This is a genomic window from Pseudomonas xanthosomatis, from assembly GCF_019139835.1.
Taxonomy (GTDB): domain Bacteria; phylum Pseudomonadota; class Gammaproteobacteria; order Pseudomonadales; family Pseudomonadaceae; genus Aquipseudomonas; species Aquipseudomonas fakonensis.
The window spans coordinates 1,837,606-1,853,556 of record NZ_CP077075.1 but is presented as its reverse complement, the minus strand read 5'-3'; the positions used below and the strand labels follow the sequence as shown (position 1 = coordinate 1,853,556).

The 15,951-nt window shown below is 63.2% G+C and carries 14 protein-coding genes; 4 read left to right on the top strand and 10 right to left on the bottom strand.

Annotation, left to right across the window (positions count from 1 at the left end):
• The first annotated feature begins 1 nt into the window (after position 1).
• The 3 genes from KSS93_RS08275 to KSS93_RS08265 all read left to right on the top strand — a co-directional run bounded on the left by KSS93_RS08275 (position 2) and on the right by KSS93_RS08265 (position 5,570).
• Entirely contained in the window at positions 2-1,099 is a 1,098-nt protein-coding gene (locus KSS93_RS08275; protein WP_217887865.1) for a DUF1513 domain-containing protein, read from the top strand.
• A gap of 273 nt (positions 1,100-1,372) precedes the next feature.
• Positions 1,373-2,515: an efflux RND transporter periplasmic adaptor subunit gene (locus KSS93_RS08270; protein ID WP_217887864.1), complete on the top strand. Its 1,143-nt coding sequence runs from the start codon at positions 1,373-1,375 to the stop codon at positions 2,513-2,515.
• A 10-nt stretch (positions 2,516-2,525) separates the two neighbouring features.
• A complete protein-coding gene (locus KSS93_RS08265; RefSeq protein ID WP_217887863.1) occupies positions 2,526-5,570 on the top strand; it encodes a multidrug efflux RND transporter permease subunit in 3,045 nt (1,014 codons plus the stop codon).
• Positions 5,571-6,471: 901 nt separating this feature from the next.
• Here KSS93_RS08265 and KSS93_RS08260 read toward each other — a convergent pair.
• The 5 genes from KSS93_RS08260 to colR form a co-directional block, all read right to left on the bottom strand.
• Positions 6,472-6,705 carry a hypothetical protein gene (locus KSS93_RS08260; protein WP_217887862.1) on the bottom strand — a complete coding sequence of 78 codons (234 nt, stop codon included), beginning with the start codon at positions 6,703-6,705 and terminating at the stop codon, positions 6,472-6,474.
• Positions 6,702-7,403 (bottom strand): lipopolysaccharide kinase InaA family protein, encoded by a 702-nt coding sequence (locus tag KSS93_RS08255; protein ID WP_217887861.1) that lies wholly within the window; start codon positions 7,401-7,403, stop codon positions 6,702-6,704. The genes KSS93_RS08260 and KSS93_RS08255 overlap by 4 nt, the downstream gene beginning before the upstream one ends.
• 6 nt (positions 7,404-7,409) lie before the next feature.
• Positions 7,410-8,090 (bottom strand): class I SAM-dependent methyltransferase, encoded by a 681-nt coding sequence (locus KSS93_RS08250; RefSeq protein WP_217841938.1) that lies wholly within the window; start codon positions 8,088-8,090, stop codon positions 7,410-7,412.
• 107 nt (positions 8,091-8,197) lie between these two features.
• The gene (locus tag KSS93_RS08245) at positions 8,198-9,526 is read right to left on the bottom strand and encodes a sensor histidine kinase (protein ID WP_217887860.1); all 1,329 of its coding nucleotides are present in this window, start codon (positions 9,524-9,526) and stop codon (positions 8,198-8,200) included.
• Positions 9,516-10,199, bottom strand: coding sequence for a two-component system response regulator ColR (colR, locus tag KSS93_RS08240; RefSeq protein WP_028689695.1), 684 nt, complete (start codon positions 10,197-10,199; stop codon positions 9,516-9,518). Before colR ends, KSS93_RS08245 begins: the two co-directional genes overlap by 11 nt.
• 179 nt (positions 10,200-10,378) lie before the next feature.
• Between colR and KSS93_RS08235 the strand changes: the two genes are divergently transcribed.
• On the top strand, positions 10,379-11,107 hold the full coding sequence (locus KSS93_RS08235; protein WP_217887859.1) for a phosphatase PAP2 family protein: 729 nt from the start codon (positions 10,379-10,381) through the stop codon (positions 11,105-11,107).
• A gap of 151 nt (positions 11,108-11,258) precedes the next feature.
• Here KSS93_RS08235 and groL read toward each other — a convergent pair whose 3' ends face one another.
• The 5 genes from groL to KSS93_RS08210 all read right to left on the bottom strand — a co-directional run bounded on the left by groL (position 11,259) and on the right by KSS93_RS08210 (position 15,921).
• Positions 11,259-12,899, bottom strand: coding sequence for a chaperonin GroEL (gene groL, locus KSS93_RS08230; protein WP_217841935.1), 1,641 nt, complete (start codon positions 12,897-12,899; stop codon positions 11,259-11,261).
• 48 nt (positions 12,900-12,947) lie between these two features.
• Positions 12,948-13,241, bottom strand: coding sequence for a co-chaperone GroES (locus KSS93_RS08225; protein WP_009050540.1), 294 nt, complete (start codon positions 13,239-13,241; stop codon positions 12,948-12,950).
• A 293-nt stretch (positions 13,242-13,534) separates the two neighbouring features.
• Entirely contained in the window at positions 13,535-13,996 is a 462-nt protein-coding gene (locus tag KSS93_RS08220) for an FxsA family protein (protein WP_217887858.1), read from the bottom strand.
• Between the two features lie 66 nt (positions 13,997-14,062).
• Positions 14,063-14,794, bottom strand: a complete 732-nt coding sequence (locus KSS93_RS08215; protein WP_217887857.1) for a HugZ family pyridoxamine 5'-phosphate oxidase — start codon at positions 14,792-14,794, stop codon at positions 14,063-14,065.
• A 119-nt stretch (positions 14,795-14,913) separates the two neighbouring features.
• The gene (locus KSS93_RS08210) at positions 14,914-15,921 is read right to left on the bottom strand and encodes a DUF481 domain-containing protein (RefSeq protein ID WP_217887856.1); all 1,008 of its coding nucleotides are present in this window, start codon (positions 15,919-15,921) and stop codon (positions 14,914-14,916) included.
• Between the last annotated feature and the right edge of the window lie 30 nt (positions 15,922-15,951).

Below are 15,951 nucleotides of genomic sequence, written 5' to 3'. Positions count from 1 at the left end.
CATGCTGCGACGCCAGGCCATCAAACTCGGTAGCGTATTGCTCAGCGCCCTGACCCTGGGCGGCTGGAGCCTGTTTCGCAACAAAGGCAGCGACCCCTTGCTGCTCTCGGCGCGCGACGACGGTGACGGCAAGCACTACGCCGTCGGGTTTCGCCTGGACGGCAGCGAGGTGTTCAGCACCCAGGTAGCCCAGCGCTGCCACGCCATCATCAACCACCCAACGCTGCCCATCGCGCTGTTCGTCGCCCGCAGGCCCGGTACCGAAAGCTACCTGATCGACCTGCGCGACGGCCGCCTGCTGCAGACCATCGCCTCGCAGCCCAACCGCCACTTCTACGGCCATGCGGTGATTCACAAGGATGGCGAGTGGCTGTACGCCACCGAGAACGACACCACCGACCCGGGGCGTGGCGTGCTCGGTGTGTACCGCTTCGAGGGCGAGCGCCTGGTGCACAGCGGCGAGATCCCGACCCACGGCATCGGCCCCCACGAAGTGGCCTGGCTGCCCGACGGCGAAACCCTGGTGGTGGCCAACGGCGGCATTCGCACCGAGGCCGAAAGCCGGGTGGAGATGAACCTCGACGCGATGCAGCCGAGCCTTGTGCTGATGCAGCGCGACGGCACCCTGCTGAGCAAGGAAACCCTCGCCCAGCAGATGAACAGCGTGCGCCACCTGGCGGTGGGCAGCGACGGCACCATCGCCGCCTGCCAGCAGTTCATGGGGGGCTCGGAGGAAACCGCCGAGCTGCTGGCGATCAAGCGCCCGGGCGAGCCGTTCAAGGCCTTCCCGGTGCCCGAGCGGCAGTTGCAGTCGATGGCCCAATACACCGCCAGCGTCGCCATCCACAGCGACCTGCGCCTGGTGGCGCTGACCGCGCCACGGGCCAACCGGCTGTTCATCTGGGACCTGGACAGCGGCGCGGTGAAGCTGGATGCGCCGATGCCCGATTGCGCCGGGGTGGGGGCGGTGAAAGACGGTTTTGTCGTCACCTCCGGGCAGGGGCGTTGCCGCTTCTATGATTGCCGCAAGCAGGAGCTGATCGGCCAGCCGATGAACCTGCCGTCCGGGTTCTGGGACAACCACCTGCACCTGGTCTGAGGGCCCCATCGCCGGCCCCTGTAGGAGCGGCCTTGTGTCGCGATGGGGTGCGCAGCAGCCCCGACAATTTCGCGTGATACCGGAATCGTGGGGCCGCTGCGCGCCCCATCGCGGCACAAGGCCGCTCCTACAGATTCCGCGTTGAATCGGCACCTTCTACCTGCCCCTCCCCTTTTCAGAAATCTCGACAATACTTTCCTCCAACGCATGTAGGCAGGATCGCCCGTGACCGTGCGTAATCCATAACCCGTTACGCATCCAGGGAACCGGACCATGTTGCGCCGCCGCATGCTGATCATGTTGGCCATCGTCTTGCTGGTCGTGCTGATTCTGGGGGGCATCAAGGGCTTCTCGATCTACCAGCAAGTGCAGATGTTTTCCAAGCCCAAGCCACCGGTCAGCATCGCCGCGGCCCAGGCCCAACTGCGCCAGTGGCAGGAGCGCCTGCCGGCGGTGGGCAGCCTCAAGGCCTTCCAGGGCGTGGAGCTGAGCCTGGAGGTGTCGGGCACGGTCAAGTCGCTGCATTTTGAGTCGGGCCAGCAGGTCAAGGCCGGGCAACTGCTGCTGCAACTGGACAACGACCAGGAAACCGCACTGCTGGGTACTGCCCAGGCCGACCTGGGGCTGGCCAAGGTGGACTTTGGCCGCGGCAGCCAGCTGGTGGGCGACTCGGCGATTTCCCGCGGCGAGTACGACCGCCTGACCTCGCAGTACCGGCGCAACCAGGCGGTGGTCGAGCAGCTCAAGGCGTCATTGGCGAAAAAGAGCATCAGCGCGCCGTTCAGCGGCACCATCGGCATCCGCCAGGTGGATGTCGGCGCTTATCTGGCCAGCGGCACGGTGATCGCCACCCTGCAGGATCTGTCCAGCCTCTACGTCGACTTCAACGTGCCCGAGCAGGCACTGCCGCACCTGAGCCTGGGCCAGCAGGTGCTGGTGCAGGTGGCCGCCTACCCAGGCCAGACCTTCCCCGCCAGCCTCAGCGCGATCAACCCCAAGGTCGAGGAAAGCACCCGCAACCTGCTGGTACGCGCCACCCTGGCCAACCCCGACGGCAAGCTGTTGCCCGGCATGTTCGCCAGCCTGCAACTGCTGCTGCCCGGCCCGCAACCGCAGGTGGTGGTGCCGGAAAACGCCATCACCTACACCCTGTACGGCAATTCGGTGTACGTCATCGGCCCGAAGAAGGGCAAGGACGGCCAGCCGGAAAGCACCGCAGAGGGCAAACCGCAGCTGGCGGTCGAACAGCGCACCGTGCAAACCGGCGAGCGCCGCGACGGCTGGGTGGTGGTGAGCAAGGGCTTGCAGGCCGGTGACCAGGTGGTGACTGCCGGCCAACTCAAGCTGAGCCCCGGCGCCTCTGTACGCATCAGCGAGGACGCGGCCCTCAAACCTGCCGCGCCCGGCGCCGACTGAGGGGGCCGGCATGGCATTCACCGACCCGTTCATCCGCCGCCCGGTACTGGCCAGCGTGGTCAGCCTGCTGATCTTGCTGCTGGGTTTGCAGGCCTGGAGCAAGCTGCAGATCCGCCAGTACCCGCAAATGGAAAACGCCCTGATCACCGTCACCACCGCCTACCCCGGGGCCAATGCCGAAACCATCCAGGGCTACATCACCCAGCCGCTGCAACAGAGCCTGGCCAGTGCCGACGGCATCGACTACATGACCTCGGTGAGCCGGCAGAACTTCTCGGTGATTTCGGTCTACGCACGCATCGGCGCCGACAGCGACCGGCTGTTCACGCAACTGCTGGCCAAGGCCAACGAGGTGCGCAACAAACTGCCCCAGGACGCTGAGGACCCGGTGCTGAGCAAGGAGGCGGCCGATGCCTCGGCGCTGATGTACATCAGCTTCTACAGCACCGAAATGAGCAACCCGCAGATCACCGACTACCTGTCGCGGGTGATCCAGCCCAAGCTGGCCACACTGCCCGGCATGGCCGAGGCAGAGATTCTCGGCAACCAGGTGTTCGCCATGCGCCTGTGGATCGACCCGGTGAAGCTGGCAGGCTTCGGCCTTTCGGCCACCGACGTGACCAGCGCCGTGCGCCGCTACAACTTCCTCGCCGCCGCAGGCGAGGTGAAGGGCGAGTACGTGGTCACCAGCATCAACGCCACCACCGAGCTGAAATCTGCCGAGGCCTTTGCCGCCCTGCCGGTCAAGACCAACGGCGACAGCCGGGTGCTGCTGGGGGATGTGGCGCGCATCGAGATGGGCGCCGAAAACTACGACACGGTCAGCTCGTTCGACGGCACGCCGTCGGTGTACATCGGCATCAAGGCCACCCCGGCGGCCAACCCGCTGGAGGTGATCAAGGAGGTGCGGCGGATCATGCCGCAGCTTGAGGAACAGTTGCCATCGAGCCTTAAGGTGTCGATTGCCTACGACGCCACGCTGTTCATCCAGGCGTCCATCGACGAGGTGATCAAGACCCTCGGCGAGGCGGTGCTGATCGTCATCGTGGTGGTGTTCCTGTTCCTCGGCGCGCTGCGCTCGGTGCTGATTCCGGTGGTGACCATTCCGCTGTCGATGATCGGCGTGCTGTTTTTCATGCAGATGATGGGCTACTCGCTGAACCTGCTGACGCTGTTGGCCATGGTGCTGGCCATCGGCCTGGTGGTAGACGACGCCATCGTGGTGGTGGAGAACATCCACCGGCATATCGAGGAGGGCAAGTCACCGTTCGAGGCGGCGCTGGAAGGAGCCCGGGAAATCGCCCTGCCGGTGGTGTCGATGACCATCACCCTGGCGGCGGTGTATGCCCCTATCGGGTTTCTCACCGGGCTGACCGGCGCGCTGTTCAAGGAGTTCGCCCTGACCCTGGCCGGGGCAGTGATCATCTCCGGCGTAGTGGCGCTGACGCTGTCGCCGATGATGTGCGCCTTGCTGCTGCGCCGCGAGCAGAACCCCGGCGGCCTGGCCCATCGCCTGGATTTGATTTTCGACAAGCTCAAGCAACGCTACCAGCGCCTGCTGCACGGCACCCTGGACAGCCGCCCGGTGGTGCTGGTGTTCGCCGTACTGATTCTGTGCCTGATCCCGGTGCTGCTGATGTTCACCCGCAACGAACTGGCCCCGGACGAAGACCAGGGTGTGATCTTCATGATGAGCAGCTCGCCGCAGACTGCCAACCTGGATTACCTGAACGCCTACACCGACCAGTTCACGCCGATTTTCAAGCGCTTCCCGGAATACTACTCGTCGTTCCAGATCAACGGGTTCAATGGCGTGCAAAGCGGCATCGGCGGCTTTCTGCTCAAGCCGTGGAACGAGCGCGAGCGCACGCAAATGCAACTGCTGCCGCTGGTGCAGGCAGAGCTTGAGAAGATTGGCGGGTTGCAGATTTTCGGCTTCAACCTGCCGTCGCTGCCGGGCACCGGCGAGGGCCTGCCGTTCCAGTTCGTGATCAACACCGCCGGCGACTACCCGGCCTTGCTGGAGGTGGCCCAGCGGGTCAAGGAACGCGCCCAGGCTTCGGGCAAGTTCGCCTTCCTCGACATTGACCTGGCCTTTGACAAGCCGGAGGTGATGGTCGATGTGGACCGCGCCAAGGCTGCGCAGATGGGGGTGTCGATGGACACCCTCGGCAGCACCCTGGCGACGCTGCTGGGGGAGGCCGAGATCAACCGCTTCACCCTGGAGGGGCGCAGCTACAAGGTGATCGCCCAGGTGGAGCGCCCCTACCGGGCCAACCCCGGCTGGCTGAACAACTACTACGTGAAGAACGAGCAGGGCCAGTTACTGCCGCTGTCGACCCTGATCACCCTCAGCGACCGCGCCCGGCCGCGCCAGCTTAACCAGTTCCAGCAGCTCAATTCGGCGATCATTCAGGGCTTCCCGCTGGTGAGCATGGGCGAAGCCTTGGACACGGTGCGCGCCATTGCCCGCGAGGAGGCGCCCGAGGGTTTCTCCATCGACTATGCGGGTACTGCGCGGCAGTTTGTGCAGGAGGGTAACGCGCTGTGGATGACCTTCGGGCTGGCCCTGGCGATCATCTTCCTGGTGCTGGCGGCGCAGTTCGAGAGCTTCCGTGACCCCTTGGTGATTCTGGTGACGGTGCCGTTGTCCATTTGCGGGGCGTTGTTGCCGCTGTTTTTGGGGGTGTCGAGCATGAACATCTACACCCAGGTGGGGTTGGTGACCTTGATCGGGCTGATTACCAAGCACGGGATTCTGATTGTCGAGTTTGCCAACCAGTTGCGTGAGGAGAAGGGGCTGGGGGTGCGCGAGGCGATCGAGGAAGCGGCGGCGATACGCTTGCGGCCGGTGCTGATGACCACGGCGGCCATGGTGTTTGGCATGCTGCCGTTGATTTTGGCTACGGGGGCTGGGGCGGTGAGCCGGTTTGATATCGGGGTGGTGATTGCTACCGGGATGTCGGTGGGGACCTTGTTTACGTTGTTTGTTTTGCCTTGTGTTTATATGGTTTTGGGGCATCGGGAGGGTTCGGGTTCGGGTTCGGGTTCGTAAGTCAGGGTGATTGCCTGTAGAGATGTATGCGCATTCATTGACGATGAGCGCTTTTCGTCACCTTTCCGCCCTTACGGCGGCCTACTTTTGTCTTGGCAAAAGTAGGCAAAACCGCCTGCTCCTATCATCCGGCCCCCTACGCTGCGCTTCGGGGGTTCCCTCGCTCCGGGCTTGCTCCGGAGGTACGCGCCGACGGGCCCTCCCTGGCCCGATCGGCGCTCGACCGGCATCCATGCCGGTCGCCCTCCTACGCAATCCCTACGCTCGGCCTCCTGAAGTCGCGATTTGTGTTGTCTGGGCTATTGCGCGCTTAGAAGCAAGATCAAGAGCCACATCAAGAGCCACATCAAGAGCTGAGATGTTGGTTTGATTGTTATTGATGTGTTCGGGGCAAGCCTGCTCCCACGTTAATTGTGCGTACCAAACTCAAGCGTGGGAGCTTGCCCCGCGATTAAATCCTGAGGTCCCACGGTGGCAACTAGCGACCGAGCTGCGTACTTACAGGCGCCGCCCCTAACTTCGCGACTTCAGGAGGCCGAACGCAGGGATTGCGTAGGGGGGCGACCGGCATGGATGCCGGTCGAGCGCCGATCGGGCCAGGGACGGCCCGTCGGCGCGTACCCCCGGAGCAAGCCCGGAGTGAGGGAACCCCGGAGCGAAGCGTAGGGGCCGTATGAATGGAGCGAGGATTTTTTGCTTACTTTTTGATCCCTCAAAAAGTGAGCCGCCGTAAGGGCGGAAAGGTGAATAAGCGTCACTACAAATAATGAATGCGCATACAACTTTCAAAACCAACAGACCAACAGACCAACAGACCAACAAACAACGAAACCTCAAAAACACAAACGCCAGAAGCCCGAATCAAACCTAAGCCCCTGGCGCCCAACCAGCAGAAACCCAATCAGCCAAACGGCCGCAACCCCTGCCTCATCCCAAACAAAAACAACAAAATATCGTGATCAGGCTCAACCCGCGCCTGCTGCTCAACCCTGGCCACTCGCGGCAACGGGCAAGCGCCAGCAACCTCCCCCTGGCTGAACACATTCATTCTCGGCTGCTCCCAGGCCGCAAAGGCCACCGTCGTGACGCCTAGCGCCGCGACCAGAAACAAACCTCGAGCGATTTCTAGTTTCATTGCTCTAACCCTTTGACAGCGCTGCCAAACGCCATCTGGTAAAAGTAGAGCAAGCTTTGCCACTGCGCATCATCGAACGACGAATGGCGGCGCAACTGACGCAAGTCGTTATAGGCCGCCCGCTGGCAACTGATGCGCCGCCGGCATTTTTCCAGGTCCAGCAAGGCCACCTCGACCCGCGCCTGCTCGCCCTCGCCCAGCACCTTGACGAACACATGCTTGCCGTACAGGCAGCCATGCTGCCAATGCCCCAGATGCATGCGCGCCAGGTTGTCCGCCAGGTCCTTGAGCATGCGCTCATGCACCACCTGCGGGTAACGCTCCCGGGCGCCCTCGGCAAACCAGGTATCGAGGTCGACGAAACCGTCCAGCGCCTCACTCACCAGCAAGGCATGCCACTGGTGGTCGTCAGTGCGCTCGGCGCCGGCAAAGACGATGCGGGGTACCCGCACACCAAGCTGTTCGAAACTGTTCAGCGCGTCCAGCTCGCGCAGCACGGTGGGCCGCCCGAACGGGTGCAGCAGGCTGCGATAGATATGACCAACCTGACGCTTGGCATACAACAACTGGCCGCTGGCGTCGCACAGGCGCTGCACGCCGCTCTCGCCGCCACGGCGCTGGTTGGGCTCCTCGACCCACTCGCCCTGCTGCTGCCAGTAGAACTCGAATTGCTCGGACCCACTCTGCGCTACCGCCATCCGTCTTTACCCCTTACGCAATACGTAAACACGCCACATGGCATAGAACGGCAGGAAGTCCAGACGTTCCTGAATTCTGAAACCGGCTGCCACAAATTCTTCTTCAACTGTTTCAGCGGGTAACACAAAGCGGTTCTGATAACTGCCCTGCTCGCTTTTGGCGCTGCGTCGCGCTTCCAGCTTGCGCCGCCGCCAGGCCTTGAAGTTACCGTCCACCCACAGCGACACGATCACACTGTCACGGCTAACCCGTTGAAATTCTGAAAGAATCTTCTGGCGGTGAGCAGCGTCGCCAATGTGGTGGAACAGGCGCATGCAGAAGATGCTGTCCACGGCGTTGTCGGGCAGGTCGATGGCGAAAGCAGATGTTTGCAAAGGGCGTACCCGCGCCACCACTTCTGGCGGTTGTGCCGCACAGGCTGTCTCTATCATCGCGGCGGAGTTGTCGGCGCCGATGATCACGCGGTTGGGCTTTTCGGCCAGCAGCGGCCAGAAACGGCCAGCGCCGCACGGCAGGTCGAGCACCAAACCCGGCTCGCCGGCCAGCATCAGTGCACGCCGGGCCAGTTGTTCATCGCGCTTGTGAGACAGGCGTCGGGCCAAGCCATCCTGGTGCTTGAGGAAGTACTCCCGGGCATGATCGCGGTCGTACTTTTCGGAAAATTCGAGTTTGATGGGGCTACGCATGAGCATCTCCTGACTCCAAGTGCGCCCACCTTAGTCAGGCAGGCGTTGGAATCAGGTCATGCCAATGTGAAAAATCCGTCACACGATGCGAAGAATGCTACAGAACGTTAATCCGTTTCTGACACCGCACTGCCGCTTTCCCCCTCCAGAAACGCCCCGCGGCCTCGCGTCAGGCTGACCTGGAAACGGCAGCCATGGGGCAAAGTGGTGGTCAGGGTGACCTGCCAGCCCTGGTCGTCGCAGATCCGCTGCACCAGCGACAAGCCCAGCCCCAAGCCTTCGCCACGGCGCTCATCGCCGCGTACGAAGGGCCGGAACATCGCTTCGCGCTGCTCCTCGGGAATGCCCACACCGCTGTCCTCGACGCTGAAACCGTCGCTCTGCAGGCTCAGGCGGATATAGCCGCTGTCGGTGTAATGGGCAGCGTTGCGCAGCAGGTTGCCCATCACCGATTGCAGGAAGGTGGCGTTGTACAGCACCGGGCTGGCACTGACGCGGCCGTCGTAGTACAGCGCCAGGCCCTTCTGCTCGATGGTGTCGCGCCAAACACCGGTGAGGTCATCGGCCACCTCGCGCAGGGTCGCCTGGGAAGCCACCGCCCCCTCGTCGCGCTGGGCACGGGCCAGCATCAGGAAGGTCTTGACCAGTTCGCGCATTTCTTCGGTGGCCCTGGCGATGCGCTCCACCTGGCTGCGCGAGCGGGTGTCGAGGTTGGGGTTCTCGATCAACAGCTCGCAGGAGGTGGCCAGCACCATCAAGGGTGTACGCAACTCGTGGCTGACGTCGCTGGTAAACAGCCGCTCACGGGTCAGGGCATCGCGCAGACGGCCCAAGGTGTCGTCGAAGGCCACTGCCAGCTGTCCCACTTCGTCCGCCGCATAGTCCGGTGCCAGCGGCGGCGCGAGGCCCAACAACTGGTCGCGGTGACGCACCTGGCGGGCCAGGCGGATCACCGGCGCCATCACCCGCCGGGCCAGCAACCAGCCCAGCAGCGTCGCCAGGGCCAGGCTGAGCACGAAGCCCACCACCACCACGGCAAACAGCACCCGCTCGCGCTCCTCGAAATCGCTTTGGTCCTGCAGCAGCACGTAGCGGCGCCCGTCGACGACCTCGACCATGGCGTGGTACGACAGCTGGTCGCGGAACACTTCGTGAAAGCCAGGGTCCAGGTGGCGCAGATCGCGCGGCATCTCGAACTCGTCGCGCCCGCCACTGAAGTAGAACAACTGGTCAGGGCGCGGGCGGTGGCTCCAGTCGCTGACGCTGTCCATGCGCAAAAGGCGCTGCAAATCGCCGCCGAGCACCGAAGAAATCAGCCGCTCCTCGACCAGGTGCACGGTAGCGACGATGCCGAAGGCGAAGGCGCCGGCCACCAGCGCGCTCATCAGCGCAAAAGCGATGATGATGCGCTGGGCAAGGCTTTGCTTAAACTCCATCGCGACCCTCGGCGAGGCGATAGCCGACGCCATGGACGGTATGCAGCAGCGGTTTGTCGAACGGTTTGTCGATCACCTGGCGCAACTGGTGCACATGGCTGCGCAGGCTGTCGCTGTCGGGGCAGTCATCACCCCACAGGGCCTCTTCCAGCACTTCGCGGCGCAGCACGTGGGGGCTTTTTTGCATCAACACCGCCAGCAGCTTGAGGCCGACCGGGTTGAGCTTGAGCAGGCGGCCCTGGCGGGTCACCTCGAGGGTGTCGAGGTCGTAGCTCAGGTCTGCCACCTGCAGGGTGCGGCGACCTCCGCCTTGGGCCCGGCGCAGCACCGCTTCGATGCGCGCGGCAAGCTCGGACAGGGCGAACGGCTTGAGCAGGTAATCGTCGGCGCCGGAGCGGAAGCCCTGCAGGCGGTCGTCCAGCTGGTCGCGGGCGGTGAGCATGATCACCGGGGTATCACGCCGGGCGTCTTCGCGCAGGCGCTTGCACAGTGTGTAGCCGTCGATGCCCGGCAGCATGATGTCGAGCACGATCAGGTCGTAGTGCTCGGTGGCGGCCAGGTGCAGGCCCGACAAGCCATCCTGGGCGCAATCGACGGTGTAGCCTTTCATGCCGAGGTAGTCGGCCAGGTTGGCCAGGATATCGCGGTTGTCTTCAACCAAAAGAATGCGCATCGGGGTCTCCTGTGCGGCCCTTCGCGGGGCGCGGCAGGCGCAGCTTAAGGCCATTGCCTGCACTGTGCCAGCCCTTGGGAAATTTCGCCGCGGTTGACGGATTTTTCACTGATCCTTCACGGACACAGGATAGCGGCAGGCTGACAATGCCCGGTCTTTTTCCGCACCGTGGAGTCACCATGCCCGAACCCATCCGCCCTCGCCCGCTCAATCTCTGGCTCTGCCTGGGCATCCCGTTCGCCACCATCGTCGCCCTGCTGCTGCTTGAGCAGACCTCGCTGGACATGAACATCGCCGACCTGTTCTTCGACCAGACGGCCGGGCAATTCATCGGCCGCCACAGCTACCTGCTGGAAAACATCCTGCATGACCGGGTCAAGCAGGGGGTTATCCTGTTCAGCCTGCTGGCGGTGGCCGGGTATATCGCCAGCTTCTTCTGGAGCAAGCTGGTCAGCTGGCGCCGCGAGCTGGGCTGCCTGGTGCTGGCACTGGGGCTGTCGACCGCGTTCGTCACCCCGCTCAAGCAACTGACCCAGGTGCAATGCCCGTGGAGCCTGACCCAGTTCGGCGGCAAGGAAACCTACAGCAAGCTGCTCGAGCCACGCCCGCCCACCGACAAGCCGGGCCTGTGCTGGCCCGGCGGCCATGCGGCCACCGGGTTCTGCCTGTTCGCGCTGTTCTTTGTCCTGCGTGACCGCAAGCCACGCCTGGCCAAGGCGGCACTGGGGCTGGCGTTCGTTGCAGGTTCGGTTCTGGGGGTGGGCCGGATGATGCAGGGTGCGCACTTCTTGTCGCACAACATCTGGACGGCGGTGTTCTGCTGGCTGATCGGGCTGGGCTGCTATTACCTGGTGCTGTATCGCCGGGGAATGGCGCAAGCGCCAGCCGTCGAGCGCAGCGTCGCCTGATTCGCGGGTAACCCCCCCACAGGTTCGGCGTTGCCTTCAATAGCGGCGCAATATCTGTGGGAGCGGGTTCACCCGCGAAGAGGCCCGAACAGGCATAAAAAAGCCCCGCACTAGGCGGGGCTTCTTGTTACAGCTTGGGGGTAAGGCTGGCTTACATCATGCCGCCCATGCCACCCATGCCGCCCATGTCTGGCATGCCGCCAGCTGGCTTGTCTTCCGGCAGGTCGGCAACCATGGCTTCGGTGGTGATCATCAGACCGCCGATCGAAGCTGCAGCTTGCAGGGCCGAACGGGTGACCTTGGCTGGGTCCAGGATGCCCATCTCGATCATGTCGCCGTATTCGCCGGTAGCGGCGTTGTAGCCGTAGTTGCCCGAACCTTGCTTGACCTTGTCGGCAACAACGCTTGGCTCGTCGCCGGCGTTGGCAGTGATCTGGCGCAGCGGGGCTTCTACTGCGCGGCGCAGCAGGGCGATACCGACGTTCTGGTCTTCGTTGTCGCCTTTGAGGTCAACGATGGCAGCCAGGGCGCGAACCAGGGCCACACCACCGCCAGGCACCACGCCTTCTTCGACGGCTGCGCGGGTAGCGTGCAGGGCGTCTTCAACGCGGGCTTTCTTCTCTTTCATTTCAACTTCGGTGCCGGCACCGACCTTGATCACGGCAACACCGCCGGCCAGCTTGGCCAGGCGCTCTTGCAGCTTCTCACGGTCGTAGTCCGAGGAAGTCTCTTCGATCTGGGCACGGATCTGCTTGACGCGTGCTTCGATGTCGGCGTCAACGCCAGCACCGTCGATGATGGTGGTGTTTTCCTTGGACAGGATGACGCGCTTGGCGTTACCCAGGTGCTCCAGGGTAGCGGTTTCCAGGGACAGGCCGATTTCTTCGGAGATGACCTGGCCGCCGGTCAGGACGGCGATGTCCTGCAGCATGGCCTTGCGGCGATCGCCAAAGCCCGGGGCCTTGACCGCAGCAACCTTGACGATGCCGCGCATGTTGTTGACCACCAGAGTCGCCAGGGCTTCGCCTTCGACGTCTTCGGCAACGATCAGCAGTGGGCGGCCGGCCTTGGCGACGGCTTCCAGAACTGGCAGCAGTTCACGGATGTTGGAGATCTTCTTGTCGACCAGCAGCAGCAGCGGGCCTTCGAGCTCGGCAACCATGGTGTCCGGCTTGTTGACGAAGTACGGCGACAGGTAGCCGCGGTCGAACTGCATGCCTTCCACGACGGACAGTTCGTTTTCCAGGCCCGAGCCTTCTTCGACGGTGATCACGCCTTCTTTACCGACTTTTTCCATGGCTTCGGCGATGATTTCACCGATGGAGTTGTCGGAGTTGGCGGAGATGGTGCCTACCTGGGCGATGGCCTTGGAGTCGGCGCATGGCTTGGACAGGTTTTTCAGCTCGGCGACGACGGCGGCGGTGGCCTTGTCGATGCCGCGCTTCAGGTCCATCGGGTTCATGCCGGCAGCGACGGCTTTCAGGCCTTCGTTGACGATGGCCTGGGCCAGGACGGTCGCGGTGGTGGTGCCGTCACCGGCAGCGTCGTTGGCCTTGGAAGCAACTTCCTTGACCAGCTGGGCGCCCATGTTCTCGAAGGCGTCTTTCAGCTCGATTTCTTTGGCGACGGAAACGCCGTCCTTGGTGATGGTCGGCGCGCCGAAGCTCTTGGCCAGGACCACGTTGCGGCCTTTCGGGCCGAGGGTCGCTTTGACGGCGTCAGCCAGTACGTTTACACCAACCAGCATTTTCTTGCGGGCGGAATCGCCGAATTTTACGTCTTTAGCAGCCATGATCGTTTAATCCTTGGAATTCTTTGGAGTAACGGGAAGTCGGGGAAATCAGCCTTCGATAACGGCGAGGATTTCGTTCTCGGCCATGACCAGCAGGTCTTCGCCATCGACTTTCACGGTGTTGCTGCCCGAGTAAGGGCCGAAAACCACTTTGTCACCGACTTTAACGGCCAGTGCGCGCACTTCGCCGTTGTCCAGGATGCGACCAGTGCCGACGGCGACGATTTCACCGCGGTTTGGCTTTTCAGCGGCCGAACCTGGCAGGACGATACCGCCAGCGGTTTTCGATTCTTCTTCGCTGCGACGGATAACGACGCGGTCATGCAGAGGACGAAGCTTCATTGTCGATCTCTCCCAAATTGTGGTTTTCATCGGCCGGTATCGACACCGGCGGGTTGATTCGGTCCGGCGTTGCCGGGAGTGGCCCGCCTTGGGCGAACCACCTGGGTAATGACTGGTGCAAACACCAGAAACCTTGCGGTGACCACATACATGAGGCCGCGCGTTTCGATTACAAGGCTTGTTGCCGAAAATTTTTCATACGGTGTGAAAATGCATCGTGGGAGCGGGCTTGCCACGCGATCAGGGCAACTGGCCCCGTCGCGGGCAAGCCCGCTCCCACGCATGACCACGCCTTACTTGTCGCGGCGCTCGTACTCGCCCTCGATCACGTTCGGGCGGTGGCCGCCATCACGCGGCTGGGCTTGGAACGGGTCGTCCTGGAACGCACGCTGGCGCATGGCCTGCTGCTCGGCGCGCTGGCGCAGTTTGCTGGCCACCAGGCGGCGGCTGAACGGCAGCAGGCACAACAGGCCGATCACGTCGCTGATGAAGCCCGGGATCAGCAGCAGGCCGCCGCCGACCGCCAGCATCAGGCCCTGGAACATGTCCTCGGCGGGTAGCTCGCCGCGTTGCAGGCTCTCGCGGGCACGCAGGGCGGTGGCAAGGCCCGCCACGCGCATCACCAGCAGGCCCAGGGCGGAGCCGGCGATGATCAGCAGCAGCGCCGGAAAGAAACCGATGGCCCCGGCGACCTTGACGAACACGAACAGCTCGAGCACCGGGAAAACCAGGAACAGCAATAGAAAGGCACGCATCAACAATTCCTCTACGGAAGAAAATCTTCCTGTAAGACCTTCAGATGGATGCGCGCTGCGCTTTTTTCAACCCTCGGCCGCCTGCACAACCGGCCACTGATCGGCGCGGGCCAGCAGTACCAAGGCTTCGCGCACTTGTGTCGGGTTATTACAGGTTTGCGGGAAGGCCAGCCAGTACACCCCCTGGCCGATACGCAGGTGCATGCCTTCGCTATCGATGCCGACCAGCTCGGCCGCTGCTGAGCGCGGCAGGCCGGTGAGTTCGACGTAATGGGCGATGGCGTTGGCGTGATCGCTGTTCATGTGCTCGATCATGCTGGTCTCGGCCTTGCCGGCGAACGGATTGGGCAAAGTCACCTGGTCGAGCCAGTGGATGGCGCCGAAACCGCCGATGTAGCGGTGGCGCACCGGTTGCAGCACCCAGAAGTCGAAATCGTGGGCCTTGTGGTAGTTGGCCGACTCGGGGAAGTAGCGGTAGTAGCGCGCCGCAGCCGCCTCGATGGCGGCGGCGTCGGCAAGCTTGCGGGCTTCGGCCATGACCGTCAGGCGGCCCACCGCTTGTACGTCTTCGGCGTCGCGCTCCCCCACCAGCAGCGAGCACTTGGGGTCTTTTTGCAGGTTGTGGGTGTGCTGGGCGATGCGGCTGATGAGGATCACCGGGTGGCCCTCGGCGTCCAGGCAGTAGGGCACCACCGAGCCGAACGGGTAGCCGGGCATGGACTTGGAGTGGGTAGACAGCACGCCGCGAAACTCCTTGAGCAGCAGTTCCCGGGCGGGGCGAAGGGCGTTGGTACTCACGGCAAGAACCTCGAACAAGAATCAGTTGCAAGCTATAAGCTACAAGCAACAAGAAAAAGCAAGCACTGCAACCAACGTGCTTTTTCTTGCAGCTTGCGGCTTGGAACTTGTAACTGCGCTTACCAGGTCACGCCGAAGCCTGCGGTGTAGCGGGTCTTGTCCAGATCGCTGTCGCTGGTGCCCCTGATCAGGTCCTTCTCGGCCTTGAGGTTCAGCGAGGCCCATTCGGTGACCTTGTAGCGCAGGCCCATCTCGGCATCCAGGGTGTAGTCGGCGACGCCGCCGAACGGCTTGCCGACTTCGCCGGTGGTGAAGAACTCGACCTTCTTGCCGATCAGGTAGCGGTTGTAGTCCCACTTCACCGACGCCGAATAGAAGTTATCCTTGCCGCCGTCGCGGTACTCGAAGTCACTGCGGTTGATCAGCGAGCTCAGCGAGAACGCGCCCAGCTCGTCATCCCAGAACTGGTAACCCGGGCCGGTACCCACCGTGCGCTGGCGGGCCAGGTCCTCGATCTGGTCGCGCTTGTACTCTGCCCGGCCTTGCCAGAACCACTTCTCGGTGATGAAGCGGTCCAGGGCGTACTCGGCGCTCCAGTTGTTGGTGGTGGTGACGTCATCCTTGCTCTCGCGGTTGTACTCACCCTCGGCGTTGTGCCGCCAGCGGCCGTGGCGGGCGGTGGTCTTGAAGCTGACGTCGTAGTCGTCGGTATCGTTCTCGGCGCGCTTGTAGTCCATCGCCACATCGACGTTGCCCTTCCACATCAGGTCCTCGACCACCGGGCGCGGCTTCATGATCTGCTCGATGCTGGCCAAATCGACGGTCTTGGGCGCCTCGCCGTTGGCTAGCGTGACCTTGCCGGGCTCGGCCGCCTTCAGCGACTTGGCCTTCTCGCCGCTGTAGGCGTCCTGCTTGACCAGCAGCTCCTGGTCGCTCTCCAGAGTTTGCACCTGCTTCCAGTCCAGGGCGATGGAGCCGCCATAGGGGGTTTCGAGCAGCAGCTTGCCGCCGTCGAACACCTTGATCTTGCCGCTCAAGCGGTCGCCGTTCTTCATCCAGACGGTATCGGCAAAGGCCGGGGCGCAAAGGGTGGCAGCGATGAGGCACAGCAGGGTTTTTGAATACATAGGCAGACTATGGGAATCGATTCGATGAAA

Coding starts and splice junctions, on each gene's coding strand:
- KSS93_RS08275 (WP_217887865.1), top strand. CDS start 2: ATGCTGCGACGCCAGGCCATCAAACTCGGTAGCGTATTGCTCAGCGCC.
- KSS93_RS08270 (WP_217887864.1), top strand. CDS start 1,373: ATGTTGCGCCGCCGCATGCTGATCATGTTGGCCATCGTCTTGCTGGTC.
- KSS93_RS08265 (WP_217887863.1), top strand. CDS start 2,526: ATGGCATTCACCGACCCGTTCATCCGCCGCCCGGTACTGGCCAGCGTG.
- KSS93_RS08260 (WP_217887862.1), bottom strand. CDS start 6,705: ATGAAACTAGAAATCGCTCGAGGTTTGTTTCTGGTCGCGGCGCTAGGC.
- KSS93_RS08255 (WP_217887861.1), bottom strand. CDS start 7,403: ATGGCGGTAGCGCAGAGTGGGTCCGAGCAATTCGAGTTCTACTGGCAG.
- KSS93_RS08250 (WP_217841938.1), bottom strand. CDS start 8,090: ATGCGTAGCCCCATCAAACTCGAATTTTCCGAAAAGTACGACCGCGAT.
- KSS93_RS08245 (WP_217887860.1), bottom strand. CDS start 9,526: ATGGAGTTTAAGCAAAGCCTTGCCCAGCGCATCATCATCGCTTTTGCG.
- colR (WP_028689695.1), bottom strand. CDS start 10,199: ATGCGCATTCTTTTGGTTGAAGACAACCGCGATATCCTGGCCAACCTG.
- KSS93_RS08235 (WP_217887859.1), top strand. CDS start 10,379: ATGCCCGAACCCATCCGCCCTCGCCCGCTCAATCTCTGGCTCTGCCTG.
- groL (WP_217841935.1), bottom strand. CDS start 12,899: ATGGCTGCTAAAGACGTAAAATTCGGCGATTCCGCCCGCAAGAAAATG.
- KSS93_RS08225 (WP_009050540.1), bottom strand. CDS start 13,241: ATGAAGCTTCGTCCTCTGCATGACCGCGTCGTTATCCGTCGCAGCGAA.
- KSS93_RS08220 (WP_217887858.1), bottom strand. CDS start 13,996: ATGCGTGCCTTTCTATTGCTGTTCCTGGTTTTCCCGGTGCTCGAGCTG.
- KSS93_RS08210 (WP_217887856.1), bottom strand. CDS start 15,921: ATGTATTCAAAAACCCTGCTGTGCCTCATCGCTGCCACCCTTTGCGCC.